The 16897-nt window shown below is 70.9% G+C and carries 9 protein-coding genes; 1 reads left to right on the plus strand and 8 read right to left on the minus strand.

What is annotated here, in order from left to right:
- Nucleotides 1-53 precede the first annotated feature (53 nt).
- The 8 genes from tmk to JOC24_RS04820 form a co-directional block, all read right to left on the minus strand.
- Nucleotides 54-3182 (minus strand): dTMP kinase, encoded by a 3129-nt coding sequence (gene tmk, locus JOC24_RS04785; RefSeq protein ID WP_205018847.1) that lies wholly within the window; start codon nucleotides 3180-3182, stop codon nucleotides 54-56.
- A 467-nt stretch (nucleotides 3183-3649) separates the two neighbouring features.
- On the minus strand, nucleotides 3650-6517 hold the full coding sequence (gene topA / locus JOC24_RS04790; protein ID WP_205018848.1) for a type I DNA topoisomerase: 2868 nt from the start codon (nucleotides 6515-6517) through the stop codon (nucleotides 3650-3652).
- A gap of 279 nt (nucleotides 6518-6796) precedes the next feature.
- Nucleotides 6797-6994 (minus strand): hypothetical protein, encoded by a 198-nt coding sequence (locus JOC24_RS04795; protein WP_205018849.1) that lies wholly within the window; start codon nucleotides 6992-6994, stop codon nucleotides 6797-6799.
- 431 nt (nucleotides 6995-7425) lie between these two features.
- On the minus strand, nucleotides 7426-8931 hold the full coding sequence (locus JOC24_RS04800) for a N5-glutamine methyltransferase family protein (RefSeq protein WP_205018850.1): 1506 nt from the start codon (nucleotides 8929-8931) through the stop codon (nucleotides 7426-7428).
- Nucleotides 8932-9158: 227 nt separating this feature from the next.
- Nucleotides 9159-9785, minus strand: coding sequence for a small secreted protein (locus JOC24_RS04805; protein ID WP_205018851.1), 627 nt, complete (start codon nucleotides 9783-9785; stop codon nucleotides 9159-9161).
- A gap of 283 nt (nucleotides 9786-10068) precedes the next feature.
- Nucleotides 10069-12537, minus strand: coding sequence for a sodium-translocating pyrophosphatase (locus tag JOC24_RS04810; protein ID WP_205018852.1), 2469 nt, complete (start codon nucleotides 12535-12537; stop codon nucleotides 10069-10071).
- 773 nt (nucleotides 12538-13310) lie between these two features.
- Nucleotides 13311-13760, minus strand: coding sequence for an ATP-binding protein (locus JOC24_RS04815; RefSeq protein WP_205018853.1), 450 nt, complete (start codon nucleotides 13758-13760; stop codon nucleotides 13311-13313).
- A gap of 203 nt (nucleotides 13761-13963) precedes the next feature.
- Complete coding sequence (locus JOC24_RS04820) at nucleotides 13964-14317, minus strand: STAS domain-containing protein (protein WP_003967428.1); 354 nt, start codon at nucleotides 14315-14317, stop codon at nucleotides 13964-13966.
- A 79-nt stretch (nucleotides 14318-14396) separates the two neighbouring features.
- Between JOC24_RS04820 and JOC24_RS04825 the strand changes: the two genes are divergently transcribed.
- Nucleotides 14397-16850: a DEAD/DEAH box helicase gene (locus JOC24_RS04825; RefSeq protein ID WP_205018854.1), complete on the plus strand. Its 2454-nt coding sequence runs from the start codon at nucleotides 14397-14399 to the stop codon at nucleotides 16848-16850.
- The last annotated feature ends 47 nt before the right edge of the window (nucleotides 16851-16897 follow it).

Raw genomic sequence — 16897 nt, forward strand, 5'->3', positions numbered from 1 at the left:
ATTGTGCGGGAAGGGTCTGACAATCCCGGCGTTCCGCCTCCACCTTCCGCCCGTCAGCGGCGCGGCCCCCGCCCGCTCCGTCCGGAGCCGCCCTGATCGTCGTCGTGGCCGCCGAGCAGTTCGTCGGCCAGGGACGGCAGATCGTCCAGCGGCGTCTCCTCCGCCCAGTCCGGCCGCGGCCGTCCGCCGCGGCCGCCCTCAGCCGCGGAACCCCGGGCCTCACGCCCGCCCTGCGGGTCGTCGCTCACCTGGGGCAGCTCACGCGTGCGCTCGTTCTCGCTCTCGGCACCGGAAGCCCGACGCTCGTCGCGGAAGACGCCCGGCGGTACGCGGTCGGACGGATCCTCGTCCCGCACGGGCCGCAGAACGGCGGTCTCGTCCGCATCGCGCACCGGCGGCAGTACAGCCGTCTCGTCCGCGTCGCGCGCGGGGCCGTCCGGCCGGGCGACCGGCACGGGCTGCGTGATCTCGTTCGGATTCACGACCGGTGTCGCGACGGTGAGTTCGTTGTCCTGCGCCGAGGGCCCGGTCTTCCGGAACTCGGAGTCGCCCCGCTCCTCGGAACGCTGCGCGGCGGCCGCTGCCGCGGCCTCCTCGGCCCGGGCGGCTGCCTCGGCCTCGGCACGGCGGCGCGCCTCCTCGGACCTGACCAGCGCCTCCTCCGCCTTGCGCTGCTTCTCCAGGCGCAGTGCCTCCGCCTCCTTGCGGATCCGCGCCTCCTCCTGGGCCTGCCGGCGCAGCCGCTCCTGCTCGGCCTCACGCACCTGCTCCTCGGCCTCGAGGCGGGCCCGCTGCTCCTCGGCACGGCGTCGGGCCTCCTCGGCACGCTGCCGGGCCTCCTCGGCCTGGCGCTCGGCCTCGCGCTGACGCGCCTCCTCCTCCTCGCGGCGCCTGCGCTCCTCCTCCTCGGCACGGAGCTTCGCGAGCTGGGCCTGCCGCTCGGCCTCCAGCCGCTCCTCCTCCGCCTTGCGGGCAGCCTCTTCCTCGGCCTTGCGCCGGGCCTCCTCCTCGGCCGCCCTGCGCGCCTCCTCCTGGGCCTTGATCTCGGCTTCGGAGAGGGGAAGGAGCCGGTCGAGCCGGTGGCGTACGACCGTGGTGATCGCTTCGGGCTCCTGCCCTGCGTCCACCACCAGGTAGCGGGACGGGTCGGCGGCGGCGAGGGTCAGGAAGCCGGACCGCACGCGGTTGTGGAATTCGGCCGGCTCGGACTCCAGCCGGTCGGGCGCCTCGGTGAAGCGTTCCCGTGCCGTCTGCGGGTCGACGTCCAGGAGCACCGTCAGATGCGGTACGAGCCCGCTGGTCGCCCAGCGCGAGATCCTGGCGATCTCGGTCGGTGCGAGGTCCCGGCCCGCGCCCTGGTAGGCGACGGACGAGTCGATGTAGCGGTCGGAGATGACGACCGCGCCGCGCTCCAGTGCCGGGCGGACGACCGAGTCGACGTGCTCGGCACGGTCGGCGGCGTACAGCAGTGCCTCGGCCCGGTTCGACAGACCGGCCGACGAGACGTCCAGGAGGATCGAGCGCAGCCGCTTGCCGATCGGGGTGGCACCCGGCTCGCGGGTCACGACCACCTCGTGGCCCTTGGCGCGGATCCAGTCGGCGAGCGCGTCGACCTGGGTGGACTTGCCGGCTCCGTCGCCGCCCTCCAGGACGAGGAAGAAACCGTTCGCCGCGGGAGTGACCGCGGGGTCGCCGCCACGCATCGCCTCACGCAGGTCACGGCGCAGCGGGACGCCGGCGCGGTCGTCGGTCTTCGCGAGGACGATCACGGCGACGGGCAGCAGCAGCGCGCCGATGAGCATCAGCGCGAAGGCCGCTCCACCGTGTGCGAAGACGAAGTCACCGGACCCGAGACGGTGCCGTCCGATGGCGGCGGCGAGCAGCGGACCGCCCACCGCGCCGAGCGCGACGAGCACCCGGGCGACGGCCTGGAGGTGCTCGGTGGTCTTGGCCTGGCGGAAAGCCTCGGTCTCCTGGTCGATGACCGCATGCCCGATGTGTGCGGCGACCCCCGCCGCGTAACCGGCGAGCAGCGCGATCAGCAGACCGGTGGCGGTGTCGGGCACCAGGCCGAGCGCGAGGAGCGCGACCCCGGTGACGGCGACCGCCAGTGCCAGCAGCCGGCGGCGCGACAGGGCGGGCAGCACCTTGGGCGCGGTACGGATACCGAGCGCGGTGCCACCGGTCAGGACCAGGATCAGCAGGGCGAAGGTGGCGGGCCCGCCGTCGAGATCGGCGGCGTGCAGCACGGAGACGGCCGCTGCGGCGGCGATGGCCCCGGCAACCGCGGCGCACGCCGCGACGACCAGCGGAATGCTGCCGGTACGGCCCTTGTCGGAGCCCGTTCCGGCACTCGGCCGGCGCAGGCCCTCCAGGGGCGAGCGGGGGCGGGGTGTCCGGGTGGCCGGAATCTCCAGGAAGTAAAGGGTCGAGACCGAGGCGGAGAAGAGTCCCGCCGCGAGGTAGGAGCCGAGGGCGGCCTGGTGGAAGGAGAACCAGTCGAAGCCGGTACCGAGCAGTTCACCGACCAGCGCGGCGACCACCAGCACGGCGGCGGCCGCGGGGACCGCGAGGAAGTTGGTCCGCAGGGAGAGCCTGCGCAGGGCGTCGAGATGGTCCGGCAGCGGGCGCACGGCGGCGCCTTCGAGGGGCGGGGCGGGGAGCAGCGCGGGGGCCGCGCTCTCCTTGGCCACCGACCACAGCCGTTCGCCGGCACCGGTCACGAAGACCGTGATCAGGATCATCATGAGTGCCTTGTCCGGCATCCAGTCGATCCACAGGGGCGCGACGACCAGCAGAGCGAGCCGCAGCCCGTCCGCCCCGATCATCAGCCAGCGCCGGTCGACCGGACCGGCGGGCGCCATGAGCGCTGTCAAAGGCCCCAGGAGTACGGCTCCGAAGAGCACGGTGGAAAGAATCCGGGCGCCGAACACGGCGGCGACGGCAAAGGCCGCCCCGCGGTATCCGGCCCCGAAGGAGCCCTCGAGGACCGCCGCCTGCAGCGACAACAGCACGAGCACAAGAAGGGCGAGTGAATCGCCGATACTGCCGACGAGCTGGGCGCTCCACAACCGCCGGAGCGGGGGAACACGCAACAGGGCTCGTACGGCGCGCTCGCGTGAGTCTGCGGCAAGTGTGTCGGAGGTGGGGCTCACGACCGGTGGCTGCTCGGCTCGCGTCATCCGCCCAGCCTATCGGGAGCCACACGGTGCCCGGAGGTCGCGTCCGAACATATGCCCAACGGAAACGCGGCCCGGCCGTGGGGGGGGGGGGGGGGGGGGGCGGGGGGCCCCCCCCCCCCCCCCCCCCCCCCCCCCCCCCCCCCCCCCCCCCCCCCCCCCCGCCCCCGCCCCCCCCCCCCCCCGGGGGGGGGGGGGGGGCCCCCCCGCCCCCCCCCCCCCCCCCCCACGGCTCACGGCCGCCTCCGGACGGTCCTGCGACAGGCACCGGACGGCAAGCCGTCACCGCGCTGCGCGCCGGGCGAGCAGCACTTCGCCCCACTGCGTGGGAGGGCCACAAGCCCGTCGCCGCGCCGCGCGGGCGCCCCTTCGCGGCTCCCCGACCGACAGCCGGCTCGCAGCTCAGCGACCGGCCGTCAGCGTTTCACCGCCCACGCCCGGTGGTGGCCACTCACTGCCGACGTCTGCGGTCAGCTCTCCTCGGGCGAAGCGGAAGCCGTCTTCTTCGCCGTGGCGGTCGCCTTCTTCGCAGGCGCCTTCTTGGCGGCGGCCGTCTTCTTCGCGGCAGTCGTCTTGGTGGCGGTCGCCTTCTTGGCCGTGGCCTTCTTGGCCGTCGTGGCCTTCTTCGCGGTGGCCTTCTTGGCCGGAGCCTTCTTCGCCGTCTTCTTCTTCGCCGGCCCCTTGGCCCGCTTCTCGGCGAGCAACTCGTAACCGCGCTCCGGCGTGATGTCCTCGACGCTGTCGTCGGTCCGCAGCGTCGCGTTCGTCTCGCCGTCGGTGACGTAGGCGCCGAACCGGCCGTCCTTCACGACCACCGGGGAACCGCTCACCGGGTCGGTGCCCAGCTCCTTCAGCGGCGGCTTCGCGGCTGCCCGCCCGCGCTGCTTCGGCTGGGCGTAGATCGCCAGGGCCTCTTCGAGCGTGATGTCGAAGAGCTGGTCCTCCGACGTCAGGGAGCGCGAGTCCGTGCCCTTCTTGAGGTACGGCCCGTAGCGGCCGTTCTGCGCGGTGATCTCGACGCCCTCGGCGTCCTCACCGACCACCCGGGGCAGCGACATCAGCTTGAGCGCGTCCGCGAGTGTCACCGTGTCGAGCGACATGGACTTGAAGAGCGAGGCGGTCCGCGGCTTCACCGCGTTCTTGCCCGTCTTCGGCGTGCCCTCGGGCAGTACCTCGGTGACGTACGGGCCGTAGCGCCCGTCCTTCGCGATGATCTGGTTACCGCTGACGGGGTCGGCCCCGAGTTCGAAATCGCCGCTCGGCTTGGCCAGCAGCTCCTCCGCGAGCTCCACGGACAGCTCGTCGGGTGCCAGGTCCTCCGGCACGTCCGCTCGCTGGTGGCCCTCGGAGTCCTTCTCACCACGCTCGATGTACGGCCCGTAGCGGCCGACGCGAAGCTTGATGTCGTTGCCGACGGGGAACGAGGAGATCTCGCGGGCGTCGATCGCGCCCAGGTCGGTCACGAGCTCCTTCAGCCCGCCGAGGTGGTCCCCGTCGCCGTTGCCCGCGTCGGAGGCCGCACCGGCACCGGTCGTGTCGTCCCCGGCACCGAAGTAGAAGCGGCGCAGCCACGGCACGGACTGGGCCTCGCCCCGCGCGATGCGGTCGAGGTCGTCCTCCATGCGGGCGGTGAAGTCGTAGTCGACGAGCCGGCCGAAGTGCTTCTCCAGCAGGTTGACCACGGCGAACGAGAGGAACGACGGCACCAGGGCCGTGCCCTTCTTGAACACGTAGCCGCGGTCCAGGATCGTCCCGATGATCGAGGCGTACGTGGACGGGCGGCCGATCTCGCGCTCTTCGAGCTCCTTGACCAGCGAGGCCTCGGTGTACCGGGCCGGCGGCTTGGTCGCGTGGCCGTCGACCGTGACCTCGTCGGCGGTCAGCGCGTCGCCCTCGGCGACCTGCGGCAGACGGCGCTCACGGTCGTCCAGCTCGGCGTTCGGGTCGTCCGCTCCCTCGACGTACGCCTTCATGAAGCCGTGGAAGGTGATCGTCTTGCCGGACGCCGAGAACTCGGCGTCCCGGCCGTCGCTCGCCCGGCCACCGATCTTCACCGTGACCGAGTTACCCGTGGCGTCCTTCATCTGGGAGGCGACGGTCCGCTTCCAGATCAGCTCGTAGAGCCGGAACTGGTCACCGGTGAGGCCCGTCTCGGCCGGGGTGCGGAAGCGGTCGCCGGAGGGGCGGATCGCCTCGTGCGCCTCCTGGGCGTTCTTGACCTTTCCGGCGTACGTGCGGGGCTTCTCGGGCAGGTAGTTCGCGCCGTACAGCTGCGTGACCTGCGCCCGGGCCGCGGAGACCGCGGTGTCCGAGAGGGTCGTGGAGTCCGTACGCATGTAGGTGATGAAGCCGTTCTCGTACAGCTTCTGCGCCACCTGCATCGTGGCCTTGGCCCCGAAGCCCAGCTTGCGGCTCGCCTCCTGCTGGAGGGTCGTCGTACGGAAGGGCGCGTACGGCGAGCGGCGGTACGGCTTCGACTCGACCGAGCGGACCGCGAACGCGGAGTCGGCGAGCGCAGCGGCCAGGGCGCGGGCGTTCGACTCGTCCAGATGCAGCGTCTGGGCGGAGCCCTGCTTGAGCTGCCCGTCGGGACCGAAGTCGCGGCCCTGGGCAATACGGCGCCCGTCGACCGCACTGAGGCGGGCGGTGAGCGTCGAGGGGTCGGAGATGTCACCGGTGCGGCCGGTGGCGAAGGTGCCGGTCAGGTCCCAGTACTCGGCGGAACGGAAGGCGATGCGTTCGCGCTCCCGCTCGACGACGAGGCGAGTGGCGACGGACTGGACACGGCCCGCGGACAGCCGCGGCATGACCTTCTTCCACAGGACCGGCGAGACCTCGTAGCCGTAGAGGCGGTCGAGGATACGGCGGGTCTCCTGGGCGTCGACCATGCGCTGGTTGAGCTCGCGCGGATTGGCGACGGCTGCCCTGATCGCGTCCTTGGTGATCTCGTGGAAGACCATCCGGTGGACCGGGACCTTGGGCCTGAGGACTTCCTGCAGGTGCCACGCGATGGCTTCGCCCTCGCGGTCCTCATCGGTGGCGAGGAAGAGTTCGTCGGATTCGGCGAGGAGCTGCTTGAGCTTCCTGACCTGGGACTTCTTGTCTGCGTTGACGACGTAGATCGGCTGGAAGTCGTTATCGACGTCCACGCCGAGGCGGCGTACCTCACCGGTGTACTCGTCCGGCACCTCGGCGGCGCCGTTCGGCAGGTCGCGGATGTGCCCGACGCTCGCCTCGACGACGTATCCGGGGCCGAGATAGCCCTTGATCGTCTTCGCCTTGGCAGGCGACTCGACAATGACGAGTCGGCGGCCTGCGGTCTCGCTGGTCGGGGACAACTTCGCTCTTCTCTCCGGTCGGCACTCGTGGGCATCCGGGCAGCGCTCTGTGCTGCCTGCGGTGCTGTCGCTGCGGAGTGTGACGGTACAACCCGCCCCCGTGTCAAACGGCAAAAGCCCGCAACGGCCACTCGAACGGTAACCCGACTTCCGCCATTCCTGCCGCCCGGACCGTCCGGTCCGGGCCTCGCGGTGCTGTCGCCTGCGGGATTCGCGGCCCCGCCGGGGAACCGCGCGTCACGGCCGCCCGAAGCCCGACGCACCTGCCGGAGAAGTGGATCAGATGCGGGTGAGGCACCACACGCCGAGGACGAGGAAGAGTACGCCGAAGAGCGTGGCGAGAGCGGTGGCGGCGACGGGGCTCACACCGAGCGCCACCGGCGCGCGCTGAATGGTGCGCGCCCCCGTCCAGACCAGGAGGGCGGCACCGAACAGTGCGAAAGCCGCACCGGCGAAAACGGCGGTGGCACTTTCCATGTCCGTACCCCTCACGCTCTTCCCCGGCTGCCGCCGAGGCGCTCGTACGCCGCCGCGATTCCCGCGGCTCACGTGCCGTGGCTCCGGTGCCGTCGCGCGCAGTGCGGGCGGCTCGGCAGAGGGGAGGCTGCCACTCCGGGGCGTCGTCGGCACGAACCGGGGATGAACACCGTGCGGCCGCCCCGGGAACTGCCCTGAGCGGAATCCGCAAGCCGCACCGGGGTTGGTGTACGACCGGGCGAGGGTTCGCTGGTCAGAAGGCTTCCGAGCGCAGGAGGACATGGCCAAGGGAACGGTAACGGAGCGCGCCTGCGTCCGGGTTGCCGGCATCACCGGACGACGCCGCGCCGACATCGTCGGACCACCGGCGTCGGCAGCCGCAAGGGCCGCCGGCATCGCAGGACCCCGGCAGCGTTGACGGCTGCGCCGCGTTACCGCAGGGGCTCCAGGAAGCCTTCCTCCACCAACAGCCGGATCGCCTGCGGGGTGCGGTCGCGCAGCAGCACCGGGTCCTCGGCCATCAGCTGGGCGATGGCGTCCAGAATCCTGCCCGCCGGCAGCGAACCGTCGCACACACCGGCGAACCCGGCCCCGACGGCGTCGACCTTGGTGGCACGGCGCATCCCGCGGTGCTGACGCAGCACCACATGCTCGGGGTCCTCGGCGCCCGGCATCCCGACCTGCTCCTGCACGACCTCCTCGGCAAGGGTGAAGTGCGCGGCGAGCAAAGCCGCGTCGTCGTGCGCCCGCAGATAGTCCTGCCGTGCGAAATGGGCCTCGACGGCAGGACCGAGGGGCTGCTCCACCGCGTGCGGCCATTCCTCGGCCACGAGCGAGGGATTCCCCGCGGCTGCCGCGGCGGACTTCCGGAGCGTGATCCAGCCGAAGCCGACGGCCTTGGTGCTGCGGGCCTCGAACTCGTCCAGCCAGGCCTCGTACCGCTCGGTGTACAGCGCGGGGTCCGTGCGGTGGTCACCGCTGTCGCGCAGCCAGAGCTCGGCGTACTGCGTGACGTCCTGCACCTCACGCTGCACGATCCAGGCATCGCAGCCGGCGGGCACCCAGGAGCGCACCCGGTCCTGCCATTCCTCGCCCTCCACGTGCTGCCAGTTGGCGAGGAACTGCGCGTACCCGCCCTCGTTGAGCCGGTCCCCGGCCTGCTGCACGAGGGTCCGGCACAGGTCGTCGCCACCCATGCCGCCGTCGCGGTACGTCAGCCGGGCACCGGGCGAGATGACGAAGGGAGGGTTGGACACGATCAGGTCGTACGTCTCGGAACCGACCGGTTCGAACAGCGAGCCCTCCCGCAGATCCGCGGGGGCCGCTCCGGACAGGCCGAGGGTCAGGCGGGTGAACTCGAGAGCACGCGGGTTGACGTCCGTGGCGGTGACCCGAGTGGCGTGCTGAGCGGCGTGCAGGGCCTGGATGCCGGAGCCCGTACCGAGATCGAGTGCGGACGCCACGGGCCTTCGCACGGTGACCCCGGCGAGCGTGGTGGACGCCCCGCCGACGCCGAGGACGACGCCTTCCTCGTGCGAGCCGATGCCGCCGGCCCCGCCGACCGCGCACCCCAGGTCGGAGACGATGAACCAGTCCTGCCCCTCGGGACCGCCGTAGGGCCGGATGTCCACCGTCGCCCTCGCCGTGTCCCCCTCGCGGACCACCCAGCCGTCCCCGACGCACTCCTCCAGCGGGAGGGCGGCGCCGGCCGCTGCGACCGGCACGGGCCGCTGCAGCAGGAAGAGCCGCACGAGCGTGTCGAGCGGGGAATCCCCGCGGGTGGCCCGGAGCGCCGGAACGGTCTCACTGCGGGCGAGCGCGGCGTACGCGGGCGCGCCGAGCCGCTCGAGGAGGCCATCGGCCGTGAAGGCGGCGGCGATCAGGGCTTCGCGGAGCCGGGGGGCGCGGTCGGATGCGGGGAGGCTGGTCGTACTCACCCCACCATTGTGGCCGCTCGCTCCGACAACGGCAGCGGCCCGGCGCCCACGAGGGGCGTCCGGGCTGCCCCGAGGCGCTCACCCCTCGCGACCGCACGCCCTCCGACGTCCGCGAGGGCCCCCTCCGCCACGGCTTCACGCCGGTCACGGTTTTCGGCGGTGAGGACTTCACCCAGACACACCTGCGCGTGGTCCGCGCCCGCTGCGGGTTCCCCTCCCTGCCGCCCCTACGACTTCTCGCTCGCCGAGGCGGCGGGCGAGGCGGACTTCGACGCCGGGGCGGAGGGGGCGGATGCGGGAGGAGCTGAGGCCGTCGGCTTCTGGCAGCCCTTCTGCTTCGCCATCGCGGAGCCGACCTCACCGGACTGGAGCTTGTTCAGCGCCTGGTCACCGTTGTTGCTGATCTTTTTCAGTTCGTCGGCGAGACCGCTGAGACTGTCGGCGAACTCCGCCTGGTCCTTGGTGTCGAACTTGTCGACCTTCGTCTTCAGGTCCGCGTAGGCAACAGAGGCGGCGTTGAGCTCCTTCACGGCCTCCTTCTGCGTGGTCTCTCCGCCGTCCACGGGGGGTGCGCCCGCGGACTGCACGGCCGCGCCCAGCTGCTTGTACGCCTGCGAGATCTGCTGGAAGGCGGCAGAGTCGGTCTTCTGGACGTCGGCGGGCTTGCTCTGGTCATCCGTCTGCTGTCCGATCGCGGCATTGGCGTTCGCGATCTTCTGCAGCTGCGGCTGAACCTGGTCGCAGAACTTCTTCGCCCAGTCGTTCACCTTGTTGTCGCTGTCGTCGCTGCAGCCCGACAGAGTCAGCACGAGTACCGCACCGCCGGACAGTGCGGCTGCAAGCTTCTTGTTCACCGGATTGGGTCCCTTCCAAGGCTCTCGGCCCCGGAACTTACACGCCAAGTGGGCGGCAATCAGGCGAAGGGTATCCGATATACATCCCTTTGCAGCCATTTGCACCAAGGAGAATGAGGGAGATACAACTCACCTGCCCACAGGGACACTGGCACGGCCCCGCCTCCGGTGAGCAGCGGCGCGCCCAGACCGCCTGGACGACGGACGGCACGTCAGGACGCGACGCCCACCGCCTCACTGAACCGGTGTCACCTTGGGACGAACGCGCCCATGACCGGGCACGTCACGAAAGCGCCGCGGAGCCGGTGGACTTGGCGGGCCCGCCGTCCCCTCCGTCGTCACCGCCACTACCACCCCGTCCGCCGCCGTCACCCACGGCAATCCCCCGTCGCTTGGACACGTGGACCGCGCCGACGATGACGACGAGGGCGATGGCGGCCACCGCGGCCCGCACCGCCGCGCTCGCGTCATCGCCGTAACTGAACTGCACCACCGCGGGGGCGATGAGCAGCGCCACGAGATTCATCACCTTGAGGAGCGGGTTGATGGCCGGGCCGGCCGTGTCCTTGAACGGGTCCCCGACCGTGTCGCCGATGACTGTCGCGGCATGCGCCTCACTGCCCTTGCCGCCGTGGTGGCCGTCCTCGACAAGCTTCTTGGCGTTGTCCCACGCACCACCCGAGTTGGCGAGGAAGACGGCCATCAGGGTGCCGGTGGCGATCGCACCCGCGAGGTACGAGCCGAGAGCCCCCACGCCCAGGGTGAATCCCACCGCGATCGGCGCCAGAACGGCGAGCAGCCCGGGCGTGGCGAGCTCGCGCAGCGCGTCCTTGGTGCAGATGTCGACGACGCGCCCGTACTCCGGCTTCTCCGTGTAGTTCATGATCCCGGGACGCTCCCGGAACTGCCGCCGGACCTCGTGGACCACGGCCCCCGCCGAACGGGAGACCGCGCTGATGGCCAGCCCTGAGAAGAGGAAGACGACCGCGGCTCCGAGGATCAGACCGACCAGGTTGTTCGGCTGCGAGATGTCCAGGCTCAGCCCCAGCTCCCCCGCCCGGGCCCCCACGTCGTCGACCGCCGTGGCGATGGCATCCCGGTAGGAGCCGAAGAGCGCGGACGCCGCCAGGACCGCCGTGGCGATCGCGATGCCCTTGGTGATGGCCTTGGTGGTGTTGCCGACGGCGTCGAGGTCCGTGAGGACCTGGGCTCCCGCACCCGTGACGTCCCCGGACATCTCGGCGATGCCCTGGGCGTTGTCGGAGACCGGACCGAAGGTGTCCATGGCGACGATGACACCCACGGTGGTGAGGAGACCGGTCCCTGCCAGGGCCACCGCGAAGAGCGCCAGCACGATCGACGTACCGCCGAGCAGGAAAGCCCCGTAGACGCCGAGGCCGATCAGCAGCGCGGTGTAGACGGCCGACTCCAGGCCGATGGAGACGCCCGCGAGCACGACGGTCGCCGGGCCGGTCAGTGAGGACTTCCCGATGTCCCGGACCGGACGCCTGCTCGTCTCGGTGAAGTAGCCGGTGAGCTGCTGGATCAGGGCAGCGAGCACGATCCCGATGGCTACGGCGACCAGGGCGAACACCCGCGGGTCACCACCGTGCGACGTGACGGAGCCGTCGGTGACCCCGTCCAGCCCGGCGTACGTGGAAGGCAGATGGACGAACACGGCCACCGCCACGAGGGCGATCGAGACCACGGCGGAGACGAAGAATCCACGGTTGATGGCACTCATGCCGCTGCGGTCGGCGCGCCTGGGAGCAACAGCGAAGATCCCGATCACGGCCGTGATCACCCCGATCGCCGGAACGATCAACGGAAAGGCCAGCCCCGCGTCCCCGAAGGCGGCCTTGCCCAGGATGAGTGCGGCCACGAGTGTCACGGCGTACGACTCGAACAGGTCCGCGGCCATGCCCGCACAGTCACCGACGTTGTCCCCCACGTTGTCGGCGATGGTGGCGGCGTTGCGCGGATCGTCCTCGGGGATGCCCTGCTCCACCTTGCCCACGAGGTCGGCGCCCACATCGGCGGCCTTGGTGAAGATGCCGCCCCCGACCCTCATGAACATGGCGATCAGCGCGGCACCAAGGCCGAACCCCTCCAGCACCTTGGGCGCGTCGGCGGCGTAGACGAGCACCACGCACGAGGCACCCAGCAGGCCGAGGCCCACCGTGATCATGCCGACCGCACCACCCGTACGAAAAGCGATCTTCATCGCTTTGTGCGAAACGGCGGCGAGATCCTTTTCCGGTTCCCCCTCGGCGGGAGTCGCCTCACGCGCGGCGGCAGCCACGCGCACATTGCTTCGAACGGCCAGCCGCATACCGATGTATCCGGTGGCCGCCGAAAACAGAGCACCCACCAGGAAGAAGAGCGAGCGCCCCGTGCGCTGCGACCAGTTGTCGGCCGGAAGCAGCAGAAGCAGGAAGAACACGACGACTGCGAAGACACCGACGGTACGCAGCTGACGGGCCAGATAGGCATTCGCGCCCTCCTGGACTGCCGCCGCGATCTCCTTCATGCGTTCGGTGCCTTCACCCGCCGCCAGCACCTGGCGTACGAGCAGCCGGGCCACGACCAGCGCGGCCAGCGCGACGACCGCGATGACGGCGACGATCAGCCGGTTGCCATCGGTGAGTACCGCGGCTGCGAGTGAGGTGGAGCGGCCGGAAGGTACGGAAACGTGCGTCAGTTCTGTCAGTGGGGTGTTGAAGAACTCCGGGGTGTTGAAGAACTCCGCCATACGTCCTCCTTGACGCTGAGCGCTCAAGTCGTGGAGGGATTGTAGGGAGCGGAACCTGATCAAAACAGTGGATGGCCAATGAAATCGACATTCGTCCACCCAATGGAAAATGATCTCGATCGCACTTGGACCCGAATGCAGTAAAGGAGCAGACGAGTGACATGTGCGAAATCAGCGAGATCACCGATCAAGCGCAAGGAAAAACCGCTGCTCAACCGGGCTCGATCACGCAGCCTCGCCTGCCGGCCGAGGCTGCGAGGGCACGCTGGCGCGAGGCTGCGAGGGCATGAGGACGTGTGGCCGGCAGCGGGACGGGCTCGCCAGAGGCAAAGGGTGCGGTATCCGAGCCGGGGAGGGCCCGGGCGGGATCGCGGCGCCGGGCGGGGCACGAAGGCTGAGGCCACGACCGGGTGACGCGCGGGCGCGGCGCGACTGGGGCGCCGAGCGGCGTGGAACACGGAGCTGGACCGAACGCACTGGGCGAGGCACATGGTCGGCCGCTGTGGGTACCGGCCACTGCGGATCACCGGGGGCTTTGGGCAACCCGCCGCTACGGTCACCGGGGGCTGTGGGCAACCGGGCGCTACGGATCACCGAGCGCTGTGGGCAACCCGCCGCTACGGATCACCGAGCGCTGTGGGCAACCCGCCGCTACGGATCACCGGGGCTGTGGGCAACCCGCCGCTACGGATCACCGGGGCTGTGGGCAACCCGCCGCTACGGATCACCGGGGCTGTGGGCATCCCGCCGCTACGGATCACCGGGGCTGTGGGTCAGGGAAGCACTACGGCCGGTGTCGTCGGCCAGGTCATGCGGATCACTCCACCGTCCGCACCCGTGCGGACTTCCACGTCGTCGACCAGGCCGCTGATGACCGCAAGGCCCATCTCGTCCTCGCTGTCGGCGTCGCTCTCCGGTACGTCCGGAATTCCAGCTCCGGGCGCTCGCGGCGCCGATGCTCCGCTGCCCGGGGCGGGGAGCCCGTCTCCGACCTCGATGGAGAACGCCTTCTCCTCCTCGGTCAGAACGACCGTGACCGGAGCGTCGACGTGGTGGCTCCGGTGCAACCCCACGGCGCGGCTGCACGCCTCGCCGACCGCAAGTCTGACCTCGTCGAGCACCGCCTCGTCAACGCCGGCCCGGCGTGCCACGGCGGCTGCCACGAGGCGCGCCGTCCTGACGTGTTCGGGCTGAGCGCTGAAGCGGAGTTCAACGGTTGGCATGTCATCCCCCTCGAACTTTTGGGCGTGCATTTCAGGGGCCCGGGCGTGGCGCCCGGTACCCCTGCTCACACTTCCTCCGGAACCGACGAAGCCGACAGCCGACCACATGGTCGACCGCCTGCTCCTGGCGGCCAGTCTGCTGCCGCCTGCCGGTCTGTCACTGCGTGCCTGCCGGCCTGGGAACTGCCGACCCGCACCGACGGTCAGTCGGTCGCAGCGACTGCCTCGTCGACCGTGGTGTGAATGGGAAACACCTTGGTCAGACCTGTGATCCGGAAGATCTTGAGAATGCGCTCCTGGTTACACACCAGGCGCAGCGAGCCCTCATGGGCCCGGACACGCTTCAGGCCGCCCACGAGCACGCCGAGGCCGGTGGAGTCGAGGAAGTCGACGCCTTCCATGTCGACAACCAGGTGGTAGCTGCCGTCATTCACCAACTCGACCAACTGCTCGCGCAGCTTGGGCGCGGTATACACATCAATCTCGCCACCGACCTCGACGACCGTACGGTCGCCACCAGGGCCGGACACATTGCGAGTCGACAGGGACAGGTCCACGGATCCTCCAGCACCTTGCTATCGAGCGGTCGCCCCTCGGTCTCCCCGACGGAGGCCAGGGGACGGATCGCCAGCCGCGATGGCATTCAATCACTTACCAGCAGCCATGCACGACGCCTTGGGACCATTGTCCGTCATGCCAGTGACACACTCGGTGCCGATGGCCAAGAATCACCGCCCCAGTCGACCACCCGAGAGCGCGGGCTCGCGCCCCTCTCCCACGGTGGTTCTCGACCGGCTCGCCGCAGCGGCGGGCCGGGCAGCGCGCATCACTCATACGGAGCACCTGCCCCCGCGTGCGGGAACCCATGCCTTCTGGCCGGAACGCATCCGGCCAGAAGTCGTCTCGGCGATCGGCCGGGCCGGAATCGACCATCCGTGGACGCACCAGGCCACCGCAGCCGAGCACGCCCTGGACGGCGAGTCCGTCGTGATCGCCACGGGGACCGCGTCCGGCAAGTCGCTCGCCTACCTCGCCCCCGTGCTGAGTACGCTCCTCGACGGCTCCCAGGCCCCTGACGGCCGCGGTACCACCGCCCTGTACCTCGCCCCCACCAAGGCCCTGGCCGCCGATCAGCGCCGCGCTGTGAAGGCGCTCGCGGCGCCCCTCGGCTCCGCGATCCGGCCGGCGGTCTACGACGGGGACACGCCGGTCGAAGAACGCGAATGGGTGCGTCAGTACGCCAATTACGTCCTGACGAACCCCGACATGCTGCATCGGGGCATCCTCCCGTCCCACCCCCGCTGGGCCTCCTTCCTCCGCTCCCTGCGCTTCGTCGTCATCGATGAGTGCCACACCTACCGGGGCGTCTTCGGCTCCCACGTCGCTCAGGTGCTCCGCCGTCTACGCCGTCTCTGCGCCCGCTACGGATCCGATCCCGTCTTCCTCCTCGCCTCCGCCACCGCGGCGCAGCCCTCTGTCGCCGCAGGCCGCCTCACGGGCCTCCCCGTCAAGGAGGTCGCCGACGACGCCTCCCCCCGCGGAGAACTGGTATTCGCCCTCTGGGAGCCGCCCCTGACCGATCTGCACGGCGAGAAGGGGGCGCCGGTACGCCGTTCCGCCACGGCCGAGACCGCCGACCTCCTGACCGACCTGACCCTCCAGGGCGTGCGTTCGGTCGCCTTCGTACGCTCTCGGCGCGGCGCCGAGCTCATCTCCCTCATCGCCAAGGAGCGGCTGGCCGAGGTCGACCGCTCACTGCCCGGACGCGTCGCCGCCTACCGCGGTGGTTACCTGCCCGAGGAGCGGCGGGCCCTGGAACGCGCGCTGCACTCCGGGGACCTGCTGGGACTGGCAGCCACAACCGCCTTGGAGCTCGGCATCGACGTCTCGGGGCTGGACGCCGTGGTCATCGCCGGATACCCGGGCACCCGCGCCTCCCTCTGGCAGCAGGCCGGCCGCGCGGGTCGTTCGGGCGAGGGCGCCCTCGCCGTCCTGGTGGCCCGGGACGACCCACTGGACACCTTCCTCGTCCACCACCCCGAGGCGCTGTTCCAGCAGCCCGTGGAATCGACCGTTCTGGACCCGGACAACCCTTACGTACTTGCCCCACACCTGTGTGCCGCGGCCGCGGAGCTCCCCCTCACGGAGGCGGACGTCGCCCTCTTCGGCCCGGCGGTACCCGAGCTTCTGCCACAGCTGGAGGCCGCGAAGCTGCTGCGCAGACGGCCGACGGGCTGGCACTGGACCCGCCGGGAACGGGCCGCCGATCTCACCGACATCCGTGGCGGAGGCGGCCGTCCCGTCCAGATCGTCGAGGAAGGCACCGGGCGGCTGCTGGGAACCGTGGACGAATCAGCCGCGCACACCGCCGTGCACGAAGGTGCAGTCCACCTCCACCAGGGCCGGACCTACCTGGTCCGGACACTGGACCTGGAGGATTCAGTGGCCCTGGTGGAGGAAGCCGTACCTCCCTACTCGACGAACGCGCGCGACACCACCGCGATCGCCGTGCTGGAGACCGACACCGAGATTCCCTGGGGCGCCGGCCGCCTCTGTTTCGGCTCGGTCGAGGTGACCAACCAGGTCGTCTCGTTCCTACGCCGCAGGCTGATCACCGGAGAGGTCCTGGGAGAGACCAAACTCGACCTGCCACCCCGCACCCTGCGCACCCGCGCCGTGTGGTGGACGGTCACCGAAGACCAGCTCGATGCCGCACGGATCAGCCCGGAGATCCTCGGCGGTGCCCTGCACGCCGCCGAACACGCCTCCATCGGCATGCTGCCGCTCTTCGCCACCTGCGACCGCTGGGACATCGGCGGTGTCTCAGTCCCTCTGCACCCCGACACGCTCCTTCCCACGGTTTTCGTCTACGACGGCCACCCGGGCGGGGCCGGCTTCGCGGAGCGCGCCTTCCACACCGCCGGCACCTGGCTGACGGCGACGCGCCAGGCCATCGCGTCATGCGAGTGCGAAGCGGGCTGCCCGTCCTGCATCCAGTCCCCCAAGTGCGGCAACGGCAACGAACCACTGCACAAACGGGGCGCCGTACGCCTCCTGACCGAACTGCTCAGGACCGCGCCGTCGGCCTGAGGTAGGCCCCCGTAACAGGACGCGGAGGGGCCGGCCGGAAAGCCTGC

The organism is Streptomyces sp. HB132 (assembly GCF_016909575.1).
GTDB lineage: Bacteria > Actinomycetota > Actinomycetes > Streptomycetales > Streptomycetaceae > Streptomyces.

Bases quoted from the DNA above. Each gene is read 5' to 3' on its own strand.
- tmk (WP_205018847.1), bottom strand. From the start codon at position 3,182: ATGACGCGAGCCGAGCAGCCACCGGTCGTGAGCCCCACCTCCGACACA.
- JOC24_RS04795 (WP_205018849.1), bottom strand. From the start codon at position 6,994: ATGGAAAGTGCCACCGCCGTTTTCGCCGGTGCGGCTTTCGCACTGTTC.
- JOC24_RS04810 (WP_205018852.1), bottom strand. From the start codon at position 12,537: ATGGCGGAGTTCTTCAACACCCCGGAGTTCTTCAACACCCCACTGACA.
- JOC24_RS04815 (WP_205018853.1), bottom strand. From the start codon at position 13,760: ATGCCAACCGTTGAACTCCGCTTCAGCGCTCAGCCCGAACACGTCAGG.
- JOC24_RS04825 (WP_205018854.1), top strand. From the start codon at position 14,397: ATGGCATTCAATCACTTACCAGCAGCCATGCACGACGCCTTGGGACCA.